Genomic DNA, 15,293 nt, shown 5'->3' with positions numbered 1-15,293 from the left:
CGAGGGACCTTATATACGAAGGCTCCACTTTCCTACGCTAGTACGAACTAGATCAGGTTCAAAGGGTCCAAGATACGTTCTTGTCTCAGCCATAAGCGGCTCCCCTAGTGGACTTCCTATTCTTTTGACTATTACTGTACATTCGTTCATACGTTATGTCAAACCTTCCTCAATTCATTCTTATTGGGAAATCTACTAAATCGAGGGGGACATGAATCATGACAAAAACCGACAAAATCGGACGGCACTAATAACAGGAGCGAACAGGTGATATTTTACATCAATAACGAAATTAGCACAGGGAGTGTAACGAGAGAGATGACAGCACTGATGACAAAGGAGGAGGCGGTTTCTGATTCCAGGCTTTCAAAACGGGTAGCGATCATAGCAGCGACTGCTGAACCCGGGAAGGAAACGAGCAGAACCGCCTTAACGGTATCGGTAGACGACAGACCGCAGAGGTAGGCAATCAGCAGCATTAATAAAGGCTGTACGATTGTTTTTAACAGCGCGATGGCAAAGGCCCTTATGCTAAAACTAATGTTGCGTACGCCAATGGTCACACCGACTGCAAATAAAGCGGCCCCGGATGTAATGTCACCGATTTGATTAAACGATTTGTTCAACAAATCAGGTGAATGGAAGCCGAACAAGGTCAAAACCACACCAACCAGCGGCACCAGCGCCAGCGGTTCCCTTAAACCGTGAAGAATGGAGTCCCAGATCAGTCTTCCGAAGTGACCGTTCCGTTCCTTGCCTGAATTCTGGTTGGCTACGGTAGCTATAATCGTAGCTGCCGGGTCAAGGACGGCATTGACTACGATTCCCGTAAGTGCAATAGGAATAGCCACGGCTGAGGAGCCGTAGATGGCTCCAAGCACAGGAATGCCCATAAAAGCAAAGGTCGGCTGTGCCGAGTTTAAAGCAAACATAGCGGCATCCTTCACCGACTGCTTCCCCGCAAATCGGGAAAGCAGAAGGAGAACGGTAAAAAAGCCGACAATGCCAATGAACAGAGCTAGCAGGAATGGCCATTGCTCGATGAGTGCTTTCCTGTTCGTTGTCGTAATGCCGATGAATAGATGCGCAGGCAGCGCAAATTTGGTGACGAGCGCATTTAGGGCCTTGGAGGAAGAGGCATCGAAGCTTTTGTAATGCCCTGCTAGCCATCCTAAAATAATAACGAAAAAAATCGGCACCAAAATGTAAAGAATATGTCCGACACTCATAGATCGATTCTCCTTGCTTGAACTGACGTATCCTGCCTGTCTGAACATACATCCCCGCCCCTGATTGAAGGATTAGTGAGGGTGATGTATGGCACTTTCCACGGCTTTGATCCTTGCATATTCCGGGTTCCACATCGCATTCCGAATGGCTTGTTCAACATCTGAAATGTGTGCCTGAGCCACCTGATCCTGAATCGCGGCCTTCGCAACCGCAACCGCAACCGCGTACGAGACATCACGTAATTTTCGGATATGGGGAAGCAGCGCACCGCCAGGCTCATTCGAATCTACGGCATTGGCAACGGCATCTGCTGCAGCTGTAAACATGGCAGGGGTGATTCTTTTTGCCTTGACCACAATCGCGCCCAGACCAAGACCCGGGAATACAAAAGCATTGTTCGCTTGTCCAATCTCAAATTTCGTACCATTATAGGTAACCGGCTCAAAGGGACTTCCGGTAGCGATCAATGCTTTGCCATCGGTCCACTGTATTAAATCCTCGGGTACCGCCTCGGCAAGGTTTGTAGGATTGGACATGGGCATGATGATCGGGCGTTCTACATGCTTCGCCATTTCCTTGATAATTTCTTCAGTAAAGGCACCTCCCACACCGGAAGTTCCTATTAATATCGTAGGCTTCACCTGACGAATGACCTCAAGCAGCGGTATTTTTCCGTCATCAGACCGCATCCATGAGCTGACTTCCTCTTTTGTACGTACATACGGCTTCTGATACTCCAGCACATCTTCCATATCGTCCGTTAACAGCCCGCGGTAATCAAAGGCCCAAAATGGTTTAAATGAATCCTCCGCCGAAAGGCCGTCCGCGATCATAGCTCCCCGAATTTGGTCAGCGTTACCGATGCCTGCGGCCCCCGGTCCGAAGACAAGCACTTTTTGCTCACGCAGCGGAATTTTGGTAACACCTACCGCCGAAAGAATCGCAGCCAGGGTTACAGCTCCTGTGCCTTGAATGTCATCGTTAAAGGTGAGAATGCTTTGACCGTATTTGCCTATAATATGGCGTGCGTTTACGCTGCCGACATCTTCCCAATGCAAAAGCGCCTTCGGAAACTGTGTTAGCGTTTTATTGATAAAAGTATCAATAAACTGGTTATAGGCTTCTCCGCGGACCCGCTTATGGCGGTTTCCGATGTAGAGCGGATCATTCAGCAGCTTTTCATTATTCGTGCCTACATCCAGTACAATCGGCAGCACCCGCCCGGGATGAATGCCTGCTGCGGCTGTATATACAGCAAGCTTGCCAATCGCAATGTTAATCCCCCCGACACCCCAGTCACCGATGCCCAAAATACTTTCCGAATCCGTCACGACGATCAGATCCACATCCTCACCACTCAAACCGGAATTATAGAACGCCTGTCCAATTCCGTTCGGGTTATCTATCGACAAATATACGCCCCCAGGGCGGTTGTACTCGTGACTATATTCTTGAATCGCGGTTCCTACCGTAGGTGTGTACACCACAGGCAGCATTTCACTCAAATGGTCGGTAAGTAGGCGATAGTAGAGTACGATATTTCGATTGTGAAGGTCGTTGAGCGAAGCATTTTTACGCAGCATGGTCGGTTGTGCCAAAAACTGCTGATACGCTCGTACGCTCTGTTTTTCCAGTGAGAGGACCGTTGGAGGAAGGATTCCTTCCAAACCCAGTTCTTTGCGTTCTTCTTCTGTAAAAGCGACACCTTTGTTCAAAAGGGGGTTCGCTAACACATCCTTGCCTCGTAATGGGGTGGATAATGAGCCGTCCCGATTGACATAAAATGCTTCCATAATAATACCCTTCTTTCTCTTCGTATTGATGATGTTTATTAAGGTTTATTCATGACGAAAGATGACATGTTGACCATAGTATGGTCATGGTAATATGTTTTATTCGCATATTATCTGTGACAAAGTACCCATTAATTTTTTGTGTGATTGATCATAAAGAACTAATTATAAATATTGATAAATAAGATTATTTCGTTATTTTTGGTTCTAATGAATTAGTTCTAAATCTTCTTTTTTTGCAAAATATAAAATTGGTTTTCATCTCCTTATATCCTTATGTATCATGGCATGTCAGCTATTTTGTTAAGAAAATATGAAGTATTTGCATGTTAATTTAACGCCTCTAAGCAAACATTTTTAATTCTTTTTCAACAAAATAGAACCATCTGGAGGAAAAAAGGAGAGGTTTGTGTGGAGGGACCTATAGCCATTTTTAGCGATAATGACAGGGCTATTGATTATCCCAACGTGATTCATTTTTACCAATCTATACAGTGCAGAGACCCTGAGGCAGCTTCAGTTTATGAGAACGCATGTTGTTGCCTGATTGATTATAGGGAGCCGGAGAAGGCGGTGCGGATAGCCAATCAGATCCGAAGTCAATTTCCGCAAATGCCGCTGTTAGTGGTAACGGATGTAACGGTCCCATTCAGTGATCAGCATATGGTGCAAATCACAGGAATAGGCCGTTTGCGTCTGCTATTTTGGCAAGCCGGTAATAACGAGGAAATGCTGTCCGAAATACAAAGCTTGCTCTACCCCGAGTATTCGGCCAAAGGTGGGCATATTGCCTTCATTTTGTCTGTATATAACGAGGAGCAGCGTTTTGTTCACGTCAAGGCATTTGCTGAACGCCTGCAAGACTTTATTCGCAGTCATCTTGTAGAGGGCTCGATTTACCTCATTGATGATGGCAGCCACGATGGCACGAATGACTTGATCAGAGCGCTGAAGGCAACAACGGATTTGTCCGTCAACCGGATTAATCAGAATCTTAATCCTTTGATTCAAACCAAGGAATTGGGGCGCAATACCCGTAAGGCAGGAACGTATCTGGAAGGGATGCGAACCATCGGTGCGGATTATTACGTATTTGTGGACGCGGACGATTCCTTTTTTATTGAGGATATTGCCAGAATGATAAACGTGGTTCGACAGGGCTACTACGATGTCGTGATTGGAACCAAGGATATGACAGCCGAAAATCGCTCTTTATTACGATCTATCGTCAGCTTTGGCAAACGTATGGTTTCCCGCCCGTTTTTACCGACAGGTGTGGTGGATTCCCAGACAGGGCTTAAAGTCATGAGCTCGGTGGCGGTGAAGCGGATGTTTCCGCATTTGAAGGAGCAGCTCGGGCTGGCGCTGGATTTGGAAATGATGTTTATCGCCAAGCGACTCCAGCTTCGTGTGCTGCAGCTACCCGTCAAGTGTATTGACCGGGATGGATCGCACATCCATGTCTGGAAGGATTCCATTCGTTTTCTACGTTCCATTATTGATATTTGGCGGCTGGATCGGCGGGTGAGATAACAACGTGAACAACCGACTACGTCCGTTGATGTTTCCTTTATTTAATGTGCTGCTGAACGGATTTAATTTTTTCTTTCATATTGCAGCAAGCTGGTATCTTACTGGACAAGCCTATGGTCAGGCGAATGCGCTGTTGGCCCTCTTTGCCCTGTTGTCCGTTTTGGGCTTATCGATTCAGCTACTAACCGCCAAGCTGGTCTCCAAGGGAGACCACAAGCTTCCGCTGCGCAATCTGCCGCTTGGCTCTCTCTTGCTAAAAGCTCCTTTGTTGCTCACCGTGCTTGCCATCGTCGTGCTGGTGATCTTTCATCCGTTGCTGCGCTCGCTATTAGGCGTCCAATCCGCCCCGCTGTTCATGCTGTATGGCTTGGTAGGGCTGCATATTCTCGTGAGCTCGTGCCGCGGAGATTTACAGGGCAGGGAACGCATGCTGGCGCTCAATGTGAACTACTATATTGAGGTTTTAGGAAAGTTGAGCCTGTTTTTTGTGTTGGCTGCATTGGGATTAAAGCTGGAAGCCCTGCTGCTGGCTAGCTGTGGGGGAATGTTACTTTCGCTGCTTCATGGCTGGATCGTTTCGGCTCGAGGCTTATCCTTATTCAGTCACAGTGAAGCACGTATACCATCCGGGCTATGGAAATCACTAGGTCAGGATTTTACGGATAGTCTCATAACGAACTTATTTATTTTGTTTTGCATTTCCATTGACATGCTGTATGTGCAGCATTATTTCCCGGAACAGGCTAGTAGCTATGCCATCGCGCTGAAGTACAGCCAATTAGTCTATTACGTTTCGTACAGTCTGATCGCTGCATTTATTCCAAAGCTCGGTGCGCATGGTCATGACCGTCAAGCCTTGGGGAAGCTGATCGCTGTGTATGCCGGATTAATGGCTGTGGCAGCAATCTGTGTGTATGCAGGTACAACCTTTGTGTTCCCATCATCTATTCCTGTATTATTCGGGTCTTCCTATCAGTCGGCAGAAGCTTTTATTCCATGGGGAGGATGGGTGTACTGGCTGTTTTCCATCGTACTGTTTTTTGTTCATATGCATGTATTGGTGGGCAGACGCAAATTTATGTTCAGCTTAATCGCAGGAGCGGCGGCTTTACTGGCAGCCTTTCATATGGCCCACAACAAGCCATCCGATTTTTTACTGTCTGAGCTGGTGGTGTATGGCGCCATGTCTCTCTACTTTGTAGTAGATGCCTATATCTATTTGTTCAAAATAAAGCTAAGAGGGGATTCGGCCCATGAATACAATCCATGAACAGGACGGTAAGACCGTAGTTCTATTGCTATCCTGGCGTGACATTCGTTCACCTAAAAGCGGAGGAGCAGAAGTTTTCACCCATGAGATGCTAAAACGCTCACAGCAAGGCCGCTTTCACTTCATTCATTTTTCGCCCCAATTTGAGGGATTGCCCGAGCATGAAATCATAGACGGAATTACGTATATCCGAAAAGGAAATATATACAGCGTGATTTATTTTGCCATGCGTTATTATCGCCGTCACCGCAAGCATATTGATTATGTCATTAATCAGGCGAATACACACCAGTTCTTTACCCGGTTTTGGGTGGAGGCATCCAAGCGGATCTTTTTTATACACCAGCTAACAAGGGAAATATGGTTTGAAAATGCCAAATTTCCACTAAATGTGATCGGATTTCATTTGGAACCGCTGATGCTTAAGCTGGCACGTACGGACCGTACACTCACCGTTTCCCCGTCCACCCGGTATGATTTGCTTAAGCTGGGCTTTCACCCGGATCGTCTTCATCTCTTGCCGGAAGGCATTGAGTTTGACCACTGGCCGCGTGAACGATTTTTACCGAAGGAGTCCAGTCCGACCTTTATGTACGCAGGGCGCTTTGTGAAATATAAAGGGATTGATCTGGTTGTTGAAGCCTTTGGGAGGCTCAAGAAAAAATTCCCTCAGGCTATATTGTGGATCGTCGGAAAAACCGATAAAACCTATGTGGCAGAACAATTATTGCCGATTATGAAACGGTATGGATTGACTTACGGAGAACCGGATGAGCAAGGACAATCCCAAGCGGATATTACCTTTTTCGGATTCGTTTCAGCAGAGCATAAGCTGGAGCTGATGAGCCGTGCCCACGCGCTTGTATTCCCCTCCCTGCGTGAAGGCTGGGGTCTGACGATTACCGAAGCGGCGGCCGTTGGAACTCCCAGTATTGTCAGCAATTCACCCGGCTTGGTGGATGCGACGGATTTTGGGAAAAGCGGATATCTATGTTTTCACGGTGACATCCGGGGTTTATCTGAACAGATGGAAAGAGCAGCGAAGGGTGGCGAAGACTACATGGCCATTCGTGAGCGGGCGTATCAGTATGCGTTGAGATTTCATTTTGATCATACGGCAGCTGCGTTTGAGCAGTTGATGGGAGATTGGACAGAGGAGGCGGAACAGAGTGGACAAAGTGGTCATTCTCTTCTCCACATACAATAATGAACGGACAATAGAGCCATGCTTGCGCAGCTGCATGGGGCAAAATTACAAGGACTTGCATATCGTGATTGCTGATGATGGCTCGGATGACCGGACTGTGGAGGTGATTCGTACGTTGTCGGCAGGAAGTTCAGTGCCTGTTACAGTGTTGGAGCTTCCCCACGGGGAGCGTGGAGTCGCGAGGGTCAGAGCGGTTGAGGAAGCGGAACGCTTGGGTGCCGAATACATACTTGTATTGGATTCCGATATGATTTTAGCCGAGCATTTGATCCAGCAGAGCATCGACTTTTTTGACGATCATCAGGACATTGGCGCCTTGGTTGTTCCTGAGGAGGCGTATTCGGAAGCGGACAATTTTTTTTCCAAAGTGAAAGTCTTCGAACGAAATGTAATTAACAACGCAGGTGAAACCTTGGGAAAACGCTCCATAGAAGCGGCACGCTTCTGGCGAATGAGCGCTTACGAATCGACAGGCGGCTTTAATGCGGAGCAGATTGCCTTCGAAGAAATACAGCCTACCTTACGCTATATAGAGTCTGGCGGAGTCATTCGCCGGGCGGTATTTACACGGGTATATCATGATGAAAAAGAGGTATATCTGCATGATGTATTACGTAAAAAAGCCTACTATTTTTCGGTGATGGATCGTACGATGTCATCCGAAGAGGGGGGCTTGCGAAAGGCACTGGAACGCTGGTACTTCTTCCGTCCGGTGCTGTATACTTGGGGGAATTTGAAAAGCTACATTCGTCATCCATTGTTGACGGCGGGCATGTTGTGGATGTATACATGTCTGACTGTGATTGGGGTTGCCGCCGTATTAAAGGGCGGCAACCGTCACTCAGGCGATCTCGCTAAGGCGGATAAGGCGTAAGGATGAACGGCCCACAGTCAGCGTATCCAGTGTGTACAGGTCGGGATCGGAAGATTCCGACTCCTCATACGGTATATACAGTGAATGGGCAGTTAACTGAATACCTTCACCGTCAGGATGACGAAGTGAGCTGCCTACAGGATACAGCTCAGCGAGCGCAGCGTGTACAGCAGCTACGATATGCTGATCATTGAGCAGCACATAAGGCCGATACGGAGCATTCAGAATGCTGTTTATAAATACCGACAAGCCGTGAGTCACATTTTGGTCTGCATACTGGCTGCTCCGATTGAGCTGGGCCTGATCCAGTGCCTCGTACAGTATCTTTTTTAGCGTATCATTATCCAGTTCCAGGGGTTTCGTCAAAAAGCGGAACACGCCGACTTGATTGATCGCCGATAAAATAGATTGCGTATGCAGGTGACCTGACAAAATGATCCGTACGATAAGCGGATAGTCCTTCTTAATCATACGAAGGAACGTTATCCCGTCCAGACCAGGCATGAGCAGATCGGATACCACTACATCAATGGGATGCTGTTTCAGCACCTGCAAGGCTTCTTTCGGGGTATGAGCGGTATGTAAGGTGAACGTTTCTTGCGTTAAAGTCCGTTCTAGCAGGGACAGAACCATAGGGCTGTCGTCAACAAATAGAATGTGTTGGGGTGTCATAAGCAACTGGGCAACTCCAATCAGGAAGTAAGAAATGAGGAACTACATGTATAATATCAGCGTTTTGGCATTTTTGAAAGATGTCAATGCAGAACGGGCGTTGCGTCTTTTTTGTGAACGATTCGATTCGGCTGAACATGCGCTCTGGGAAAAAGGCATGCGTCTGCTTCATCAGTATCATGCTGTGCGACATACGGGTATAACCCTGACTGTCTCTAGCGCACTTCAGCACATGGATGATCGTCATGATATTTATGTGGTCGATCTGCGGGAGTATAGCGAAGAAGAGCTGGATCGCTTGTATATCGCAAAAACTTGCGAGTTGATTTTGCTGACGGACGGGGCACCGGAAACCGCTGTGAGGTTTGCGGCACTCCAGCGCCGGACTCCCCGGTTGCTGTGTGCACGCCTGCCGCTGGTCAGCTACGAGCTAGAATGCCTAATGCAGGCCATTTTGGGCCGTCTTGAACAAAATGGAGGGGACAGGGGAGCATGAAGCAATGGGCTTTGTTGAAACCGGGTTGGCAAAAGATGATCCTGTACCTGATCGTTCTGTGCGTGATTGTATTCCTGGCTGCTGTGCTTCAATGGTTTGTCGTACGGCAATTCAGCAGTCACTTGGGAGAAATTCAAAATGAACAGCTCCAGCATGAGGTGCAGGAACTGTCCGCCAATATAACTGAGCGTTACACTGTATGGCAGACTGAACTGAAGGAGCTGTCATCCAGTCTGGGCAGAGATATACTGAATCAGGGGAAGCGTCAATACCCCGAGGGATTTAAACGTGAAACCGGGTCCTTTTATGTGCTGGATGAACAGTATCATGTGATTGCCGGACGAGAAAATCGTGAGATGAAGAGCGCGGTGCAGCAGGTTAAATGGCTGCAAAACGGATGCGCCGTAAGCACCTTTGTGACAGAGGATCATCAGCCTGCTCAGTATATGGTATGCAGGATTCAAGGGGCTCAGATGGGCGGCTTTATGGTACGAACGATTGACGCTGATATGCTTAGTGGAATCATTAAAAGTAAACCAGTCGATCAGGACAAGGTTTTATTTTATAATAATCAATTTAAGGTCGTAGCTTCCCGCAATTCATCGGATATCAACCGAACGGATATTACAAACGAAACCCGCAGGCTGCTGGAGGGCAATACGGGCGTCATTGAGGATAGCGGTGAGAAACATGGAATAGGGTTCAGCCGCATTGGGGAAGAGGCGCTTTACATATCGGTTGAAGATGTCAGTCAGGACATTGCGGGGCGCATCAGCTCTTTCCGCAAACAGTTGTGGATGGTTATGACTCTGCTATTACTGATGCTGTGGGCCATGCTCATACAGTTCCGCAAACGGGTTGTGAAGGATGCCATCGTAAATAACCAGGTGCGTGACCAGCGGCGGGATGAGGATATGCGACAGCAGCAGGACACCTATTATTTACCGTTAATGCAGTCGATTGAGCAGCAGCTCCAGGAGCTGCAAGAGCAGACTGCCCGTCTGACAGGCGGTGATGATCTGAAGCTGCTGGGCTTCTATCATGATCTGGCCAACCGCTTTGAAGCGGCTTCCAGCCAGGGAAAAGGAGCATCTCATGAGGAACTGGAATACTTCCGGGAGTTGAATGAAAATTTCATCCAGGGCCGTCTCAGACAGGAGTCCTCACTGGGAGAGCTGCTAACGGGAGTACGCACCCTGCGCGATGAGCTGGAAGAAAAGATGCATGATAATAGTGGAATTAGCTTCACAGATATGAATGAGGTATTGTCCGAGTCGTTGAAATGGGCGAACCGTTCGTTGAACATGAAGAACATTCAAGTCATCTTGCGGCAAGAGCCTGTTCCATCCATTGCAGCACAAGCGCCGATGCTGTACAAAACGATTCAGGGGTTGCTGGAAAATGCAGTGCAGGCCATGAGTCAAGGTGAAGAGCCGATAGAGAATCAGGAGCAAAGCCGAACAGGGTTTCGATCCAAGCACAAGTCTCAAATGCTCAAGGTGAGTTCACGGCTTGAAGAAGGAGAAATTATTATTCTTATTGAAGACACGGGCGGTGGGATTGATGATAAAATGCGCTGGAGCTATTTTCAGCCGGATTATTCCCAGAGCTCGCAGGAGCATACCTTCAGCCTGTATCATATGGATGCATACCTGAAGACGATAGGTGGACGTTTAAAGCTGCGTAATACGGATCAAGGCTTGCAGGCCATTGTTCGCTTGAGAAGATAGCCAAAGATAACCGACAGATAACGAGAAGTTCAAGAGAGGGGGCTGAGCATGAAAAAATGGATATTTCGCTATCGCTATGATATGGCGGCAATGATGTTGATGCTGATTGCCATTGTTGCATATCTTGCTCCCATCTATGGACCAGGGCAAATTGTGTTTAGTGACATTGCCTTTGGAGCCACCTCTCATCGGTATCTGGAGGAAATAACGGGGGTATGGAACGAACGATGGTCTACCTCGACCTTGTTCAATGCTCCACGTATCCTGTATATTTTGCCCTTCTATGGACTTTCACTGTTATTTGACGAGAGCGGGCCGGTCTTGCTGAAATCTTTTATCACGGGTCTGTTATTTACTTCGGCGTTCTCGATGTATGCCTTTGCCAAGCGGCTGGTCAGTGTGTATTATTCACCGAGATTTACAAAAACCCGTATTTTTGCCATTATGGTCGGCTCGTTGTTTTATGCACTGAATCCGTGGGTTATTTTCCGCATCCAGCATATTTATCTGCTCTGTGGATATAGCTTGTTTCCGCTAATGCTGAGATTCTTTTTCAGTGCAGTTGATCCCAAATTTCAAATTCAACAAATTAAAAACTATCATCCCCACAAGCTGTATCAGCGGAACTGGATCGACCTGTTCCTGTTGGCTGCGGTATTCACCGTTAGTGCTGCGGCCATTCATTATTTTTTCTTCGGCATGATTTATTTGGGCTTGTTCACCATGCTGCTGTTGATCAAGCTGACCTGGACCCACCGTAAGGCCGGACGCACCTATTTACAGCCGTTATACGGCAATTTTTTGCGTAAAGGGATTATTTTTGGCGTATTTTTTGGACTACTCAGCTTTTATTGGCTGTCCCTGTATGTCGGTAGCATGCTGATGGACGCTCAAGCGTCTCAGCACAATATCAACGTCGTGGATACGTTGTCTCTGTTCAGCCGTAACAGCAGTTTAGATAATGTGGGTTATTTATTGAGCTATTGGTGGCCTATGTTTTCCTTTTCCTCACTGCCTGCCCTATTTTATGTCGGAGGGGGATTTTTGCTGCTATTGATCGGTTATGCGATGGTGACTCGTTCACATAAAAATCCGATCATTTTGATTTTTTCATTGCTTACGGTGCTGTTTCTGGTCGCAGCTACCGGGACGACGTTCCCATCCATTGCCCAATGGTTCGTCATTTTGGTTACGAAAACGCCTGTGATTGGTTCGGTTTTCCGTGACCCCAACAAATTTATTGGTCTAATCGCTCTTAACTTTGGGGTGCTGCTGACCTTTGGCGTGATTCAGTTTATGGAATGGTTCGGTTCATCTCCGTTGCAGCGTGTGTATAAAAAGCTGGCGATGGTTATCGTCGTCTTGTGTCTGGGGGTATATTTTGCTCCCCTGCGAACCCAGTTCATTGAGGGGTATTACAAGCCGGTGCAAGTGCCAAAGGATTATAGCCAAATGGCTGAAAAGCTGACCGACCCGGATCGTTTTGACAGTAAGGCATTGTATTTTCCGATTGCCGATAATATGATTCAAAGCTATAACGGAGTAGCCACGCCCAAATGGAATAAAGGGAAGACTGCAAACGAGAAGGCGACCGGAGATTTCCAGGTGTACTCTTCTCCTAAAAACACCATCTTCCATCATGAGGGAAATGATCCCGGGATTACATACTATATCAATTTTCTGCAGTATGTCATGGACAATGGGCTGAGCTCCCGGTTAGGCTGGCTGTTCTCTACCTTTGGGGTTAACCAGTTGGTCTACCATGATGAATATGTGGGGCAGGAGAAGCGTCAGGATTTTCATCTGTCTCAGCTGGAAGGTCAGACAGGGCTGAAACGCACCTATAAAAACGGGATCTTTTCCATATTTAATCTGGATCAGGCACCGCCCTATATGAACATCCTGGCGAGTAAAATTGTGACACCTTACGGGTTTAGCCGATTGGAGAGCTACAGTCATCTGCCTGGCTTTGATTTTAGTCGCTTCGGGGTATTATTCAGTGCGTTAAAGCCAGAGCTAAACACCATTCAGACAGTCAACAAAGGGGATTATGTAGAAGCGGCCTCCTTTAATGATTTGCTGTTGTCTCAGCTTCCGGCAGAGGATTACTTGCGGCCTTTTGATGCGATTGAGGATGGCAATGCTTTTTTGAAATGGTCCAAAACCTTTGCCTCGACCAACGACTGGCTGTGGTATTTATCCTCCCAAGGGATACGAAACTTTCCGTTCGATATGGAAATGGATGCAGGGATTGCGGTCACCTTTGCCAGTAAAAAGCTGGATGTGGCTCCTTATCAGATGAGCAGCATCGAGGGGAACACGGTCGTGGATTTTGACTCTATGCTGAAGACCGAAACCTTTTTCAAGCCGGATAATCCGCAGTTATTCAGTGTGCAGGCTAATCCCCGTGAGGAATTGAATGATGTACCGACACTGCACGGTGAGATTATGAAGGGAGATCCGAGCAATATATGGCAGGTCGCCAAATCCGGGTTGCTGGAAGCCAAGGAAAATAATCCGTATCAGTTCCAAATCACTGTTTCCGGCCGCGGGACGAACAAAATGCATGTAAAAATGCGGTTTTACGATAAGCAAATGCGTGAGCTGGGGGTTAGCTATGTCGTGGCGCCTTCAGAGGGATATAATTTTGACGGTGTAAAATTTTACGGGGAATATGTGTCGCCACCCGGCAGCTATTGGATGCGAATGGATTTGCTAACCCTGCAACGTCCGCAGCAAAAAAATTACTGGTGGATTCATGATATCCAGCTACGTGATTTGGGCAAATACAGCAAGCCCAACTCATTTACAATGCATAAAAAGCTGAATCAACCGCAAGCCTCGCATGTGTATGCCAGAGTGTTTATGAATAAGGCAGGCGGAAAATTGCAAGTCACACTGCCGGACGGAGTGGCTAACATTAAAACAGAGGATGAGGGCTTGAACCAATTCCAATGGGTTGATCTGGGAGAGCATGCCTTCCCCAAAGGGGATACCCCGATCACGGTTACTAACCTGCAAGGCTTTAATGCGGTCAATCAATTTGCGATTATACCCACAGATCAGCTGGATAAGCTATCTTTTCCGATAGAGCAGGCGTTGAAGCGGGGCAAGCTCTTTTTCACCTTGGAGGCAGAGAACGATTTTAATGTCGAAGGGAATGTGCAGACAGAACGCGCTCTACCACGACTCAGTATGGGGCGGGGTATCAGTTTTCAGAAAGGTTCATTAAGCAGGAATGTAGAAGTCGCCAAAACAGGCACTTACTCCACAGCTATTCTGGCTGATTTACCCTCCGGGTATCATGGGGCGCTGACGATGAAATGGACGAACCAAGAGACAGGAGAGGTGCTGACACGAACGATTCGTACAGGTGAGGCGTATAAGCGATTGCCCACCATCTCTTCATTCGAAAATCAGGTTATTGAGACGGTGCCCAATCAGGATGGTTTCCCCAAACAAATCATTCATGTCCCCGGTCTGCTGAACGAATACGGACGAGTAGAATTTAGGAATCTATTCTTACCCAAGGGGAAGTACCGCTTAACACTTGTGCTGGACAGTCAGGTTCCGTCTTTGAGCAGCTTTAATGATATTCATCGGATGGCTGGGCAGGAAGTGACCATGATACCTGAGGAGGATACGACGGAATCCTTAAGTACCGATGTAGGCTGTGTGGCGGATATTCGGCCTGGACAGACGAATCTGGCTTTGTCAGCCAAGGGGCTATCCATACGTTATGCACCAAGCTATTCCTGTGACTGGAATATTTATGCGTCCCGGAAAATGAAGGCTGAGCCACTACAAGAGTATGCCGTGCAGTTGGATGCGCGGTCAGAGCAAATTGGAAGTCGGCATATGAAGGTCATTTTTTTGAATAAAGCCTCCCAAATTCTCCAAACCTCCTATATTGACGAGGTGGAGGAGAGGGATAAGGAGCAATGGAATCATTATGATCAGATTGTGAAGGCTCCGGCAGAGACCGCCTTTATGCAGTTTCAGATTTTGGCACATGCGAATAAGAAGCAGTCAGGCTTGTTTCAAATGAAGAACTACTCCATCATCCCTTATCGAGCAATGATTACAGTGGATCAATTTATGTTGTTTGAGGGAACGGATATGGAAACCTTTTTTGTTGCGCCACATGCTTCAGAAAGTATTCAGGCTACTCGTGAAAACTCCATGGAACGCAGCTTTACGCTATATAACCCGACGCATCAGGAGGTGCTGATCCGGGAGACCGAGTCACCCAACCCGCTTTGGGAGTTTAGGCTGGGAAGCGAACATCAGCGTGCCCGTCTGTCTGTGAACGGCGTGACTACCGGATTCATTACCAGTGGCAACGGAAACGGAAAGGTTGTCGTTATTTTGGCTTCGGCTTATCGTTTCGGGTGGGTACTGTTCTTCATCGGGATACTCGGTGGAGCAGCTTGTTTTCTTCCTTATCGGCGATGGAAAAAGCGAAAGCTTCCATAAGAAGCAAGCTGC

Annotated in this window: 10 protein-coding genes and 1 riboswitch; of the genes, 7 read left to right on the top strand and 3 right to left on the bottom strand. The window is 47.5% G+C overall.

The window, feature by feature from the left end:
• Nucleotides 1-12 precede the first annotated feature (12 nt).
• Nucleotides 13-116, bottom strand: a riboswitch (TPP riboswitch).
• Between the two features lie 159 nt (nucleotides 117-275).
• Entirely contained in the window at nucleotides 276-1,229 is a 954-nt protein-coding gene (locus GCU48_RS04690) for an AEC family transporter (protein ID WP_152379229.1), read from the bottom strand.
• Between the two features lie 72 nt (nucleotides 1,230-1,301).
• Nucleotides 1,302-3,023, bottom strand: coding sequence for an NAD-dependent malic enzyme (locus GCU48_RS04685; RefSeq protein WP_152379228.1), 1,722 nt, complete (start codon nucleotides 3,021-3,023; stop codon nucleotides 1,302-1,304).
• Nucleotides 3,024-3,434: 411 nt separating this feature from the next.
• Here GCU48_RS04685 and GCU48_RS04680 point away from each other — a divergent pair, with 411 nt between their 5' ends.
• From GCU48_RS04680 to GCU48_RS04665, 4 genes are read left to right on the top strand one after another with little or no spacing between them, the layout of a single operon-like run.
• Nucleotides 3,435-4,556, top strand: a complete 1,122-nt coding sequence (locus GCU48_RS04680) for a glycosyltransferase (RefSeq protein ID WP_152379227.1) — start codon at nucleotides 3,435-3,437, stop codon at nucleotides 4,554-4,556.
• Nucleotides 4,557-4,560: 4 nt separating this feature from the next.
• Complete coding sequence (locus GCU48_RS04675) at nucleotides 4,561-5,826, top strand: polysaccharide biosynthesis protein (protein ID WP_152379226.1); 1,266 nt, start codon at nucleotides 4,561-4,563, stop codon at nucleotides 5,824-5,826.
• Nucleotides 5,810-7,033, top strand: a complete 1,224-nt coding sequence (locus GCU48_RS04670; protein ID WP_152379225.1) for a glycosyltransferase family 4 protein — start codon at nucleotides 5,810-5,812, stop codon at nucleotides 7,031-7,033. The genes GCU48_RS04675 and GCU48_RS04670 overlap by 17 nt, the downstream gene beginning before the upstream one ends.
• A complete protein-coding gene (locus GCU48_RS04665; protein WP_152379224.1) occupies nucleotides 6,996-7,907 on the top strand; it encodes a glycosyltransferase family 2 protein in 912 nt (303 codons plus the stop codon). Before GCU48_RS04670 ends, GCU48_RS04665 begins: the two co-directional genes overlap by 38 nt.
• Here the strand turns inward: GCU48_RS04665 and GCU48_RS04660 are convergent.
• Nucleotides 7,875-8,579, bottom strand: coding sequence for a response regulator (locus GCU48_RS04660; RefSeq protein WP_152379223.1), 705 nt, complete (start codon nucleotides 8,577-8,579; stop codon nucleotides 7,875-7,877). The two genes, GCU48_RS04665 and GCU48_RS04660, sit on opposite strands and share 33 nt — an antisense overlap.
• 46 nt (nucleotides 8,580-8,625) lie before the next feature.
• On the opposite strand from GCU48_RS04660, the gene GCU48_RS04655 reads away from it, so the two are divergent.
• From GCU48_RS04655 to GCU48_RS04645, 3 genes are read left to right on the top strand one after another with little or no spacing between them, the layout of a single operon-like run.
• A complete protein-coding gene (locus tag GCU48_RS04655; protein ID WP_025718351.1) occupies nucleotides 8,626-9,075 on the top strand; it encodes a hypothetical protein in 450 nt (149 codons plus the stop codon).
• Nucleotides 9,072-10,805 carry an ATP-binding protein gene (locus GCU48_RS04650; RefSeq protein WP_152379222.1) on the top strand — a complete coding sequence of 578 codons (1,734 nt, stop codon included), beginning with the start codon at nucleotides 9,072-9,074 and terminating at the stop codon, nucleotides 10,803-10,805. Before GCU48_RS04655 ends, GCU48_RS04650 begins: the two co-directional genes overlap by 4 nt.
• A gap of 48 nt (nucleotides 10,806-10,853) precedes the next feature.
• Entirely contained in the window at nucleotides 10,854-15,281 is a 4,428-nt protein-coding gene (locus tag GCU48_RS04645; RefSeq protein ID WP_152379221.1) for a polysaccharide biosynthesis protein, read from the top strand.
• Nucleotides 15,282-15,293 lie beyond the last annotated feature (12 nt).

The organism is Paenibacillus brasilensis (genome assembly GCF_009363115.1).
GTDB lineage: Bacteria > Bacillota > Bacilli > Paenibacillales > Paenibacillaceae > Paenibacillus > Paenibacillus brasilensis.
The sequence above is the reverse complement of the archived record's forward strand: the minus strand, read 5'-3'. Positions and strand labels throughout refer to the sequence as shown.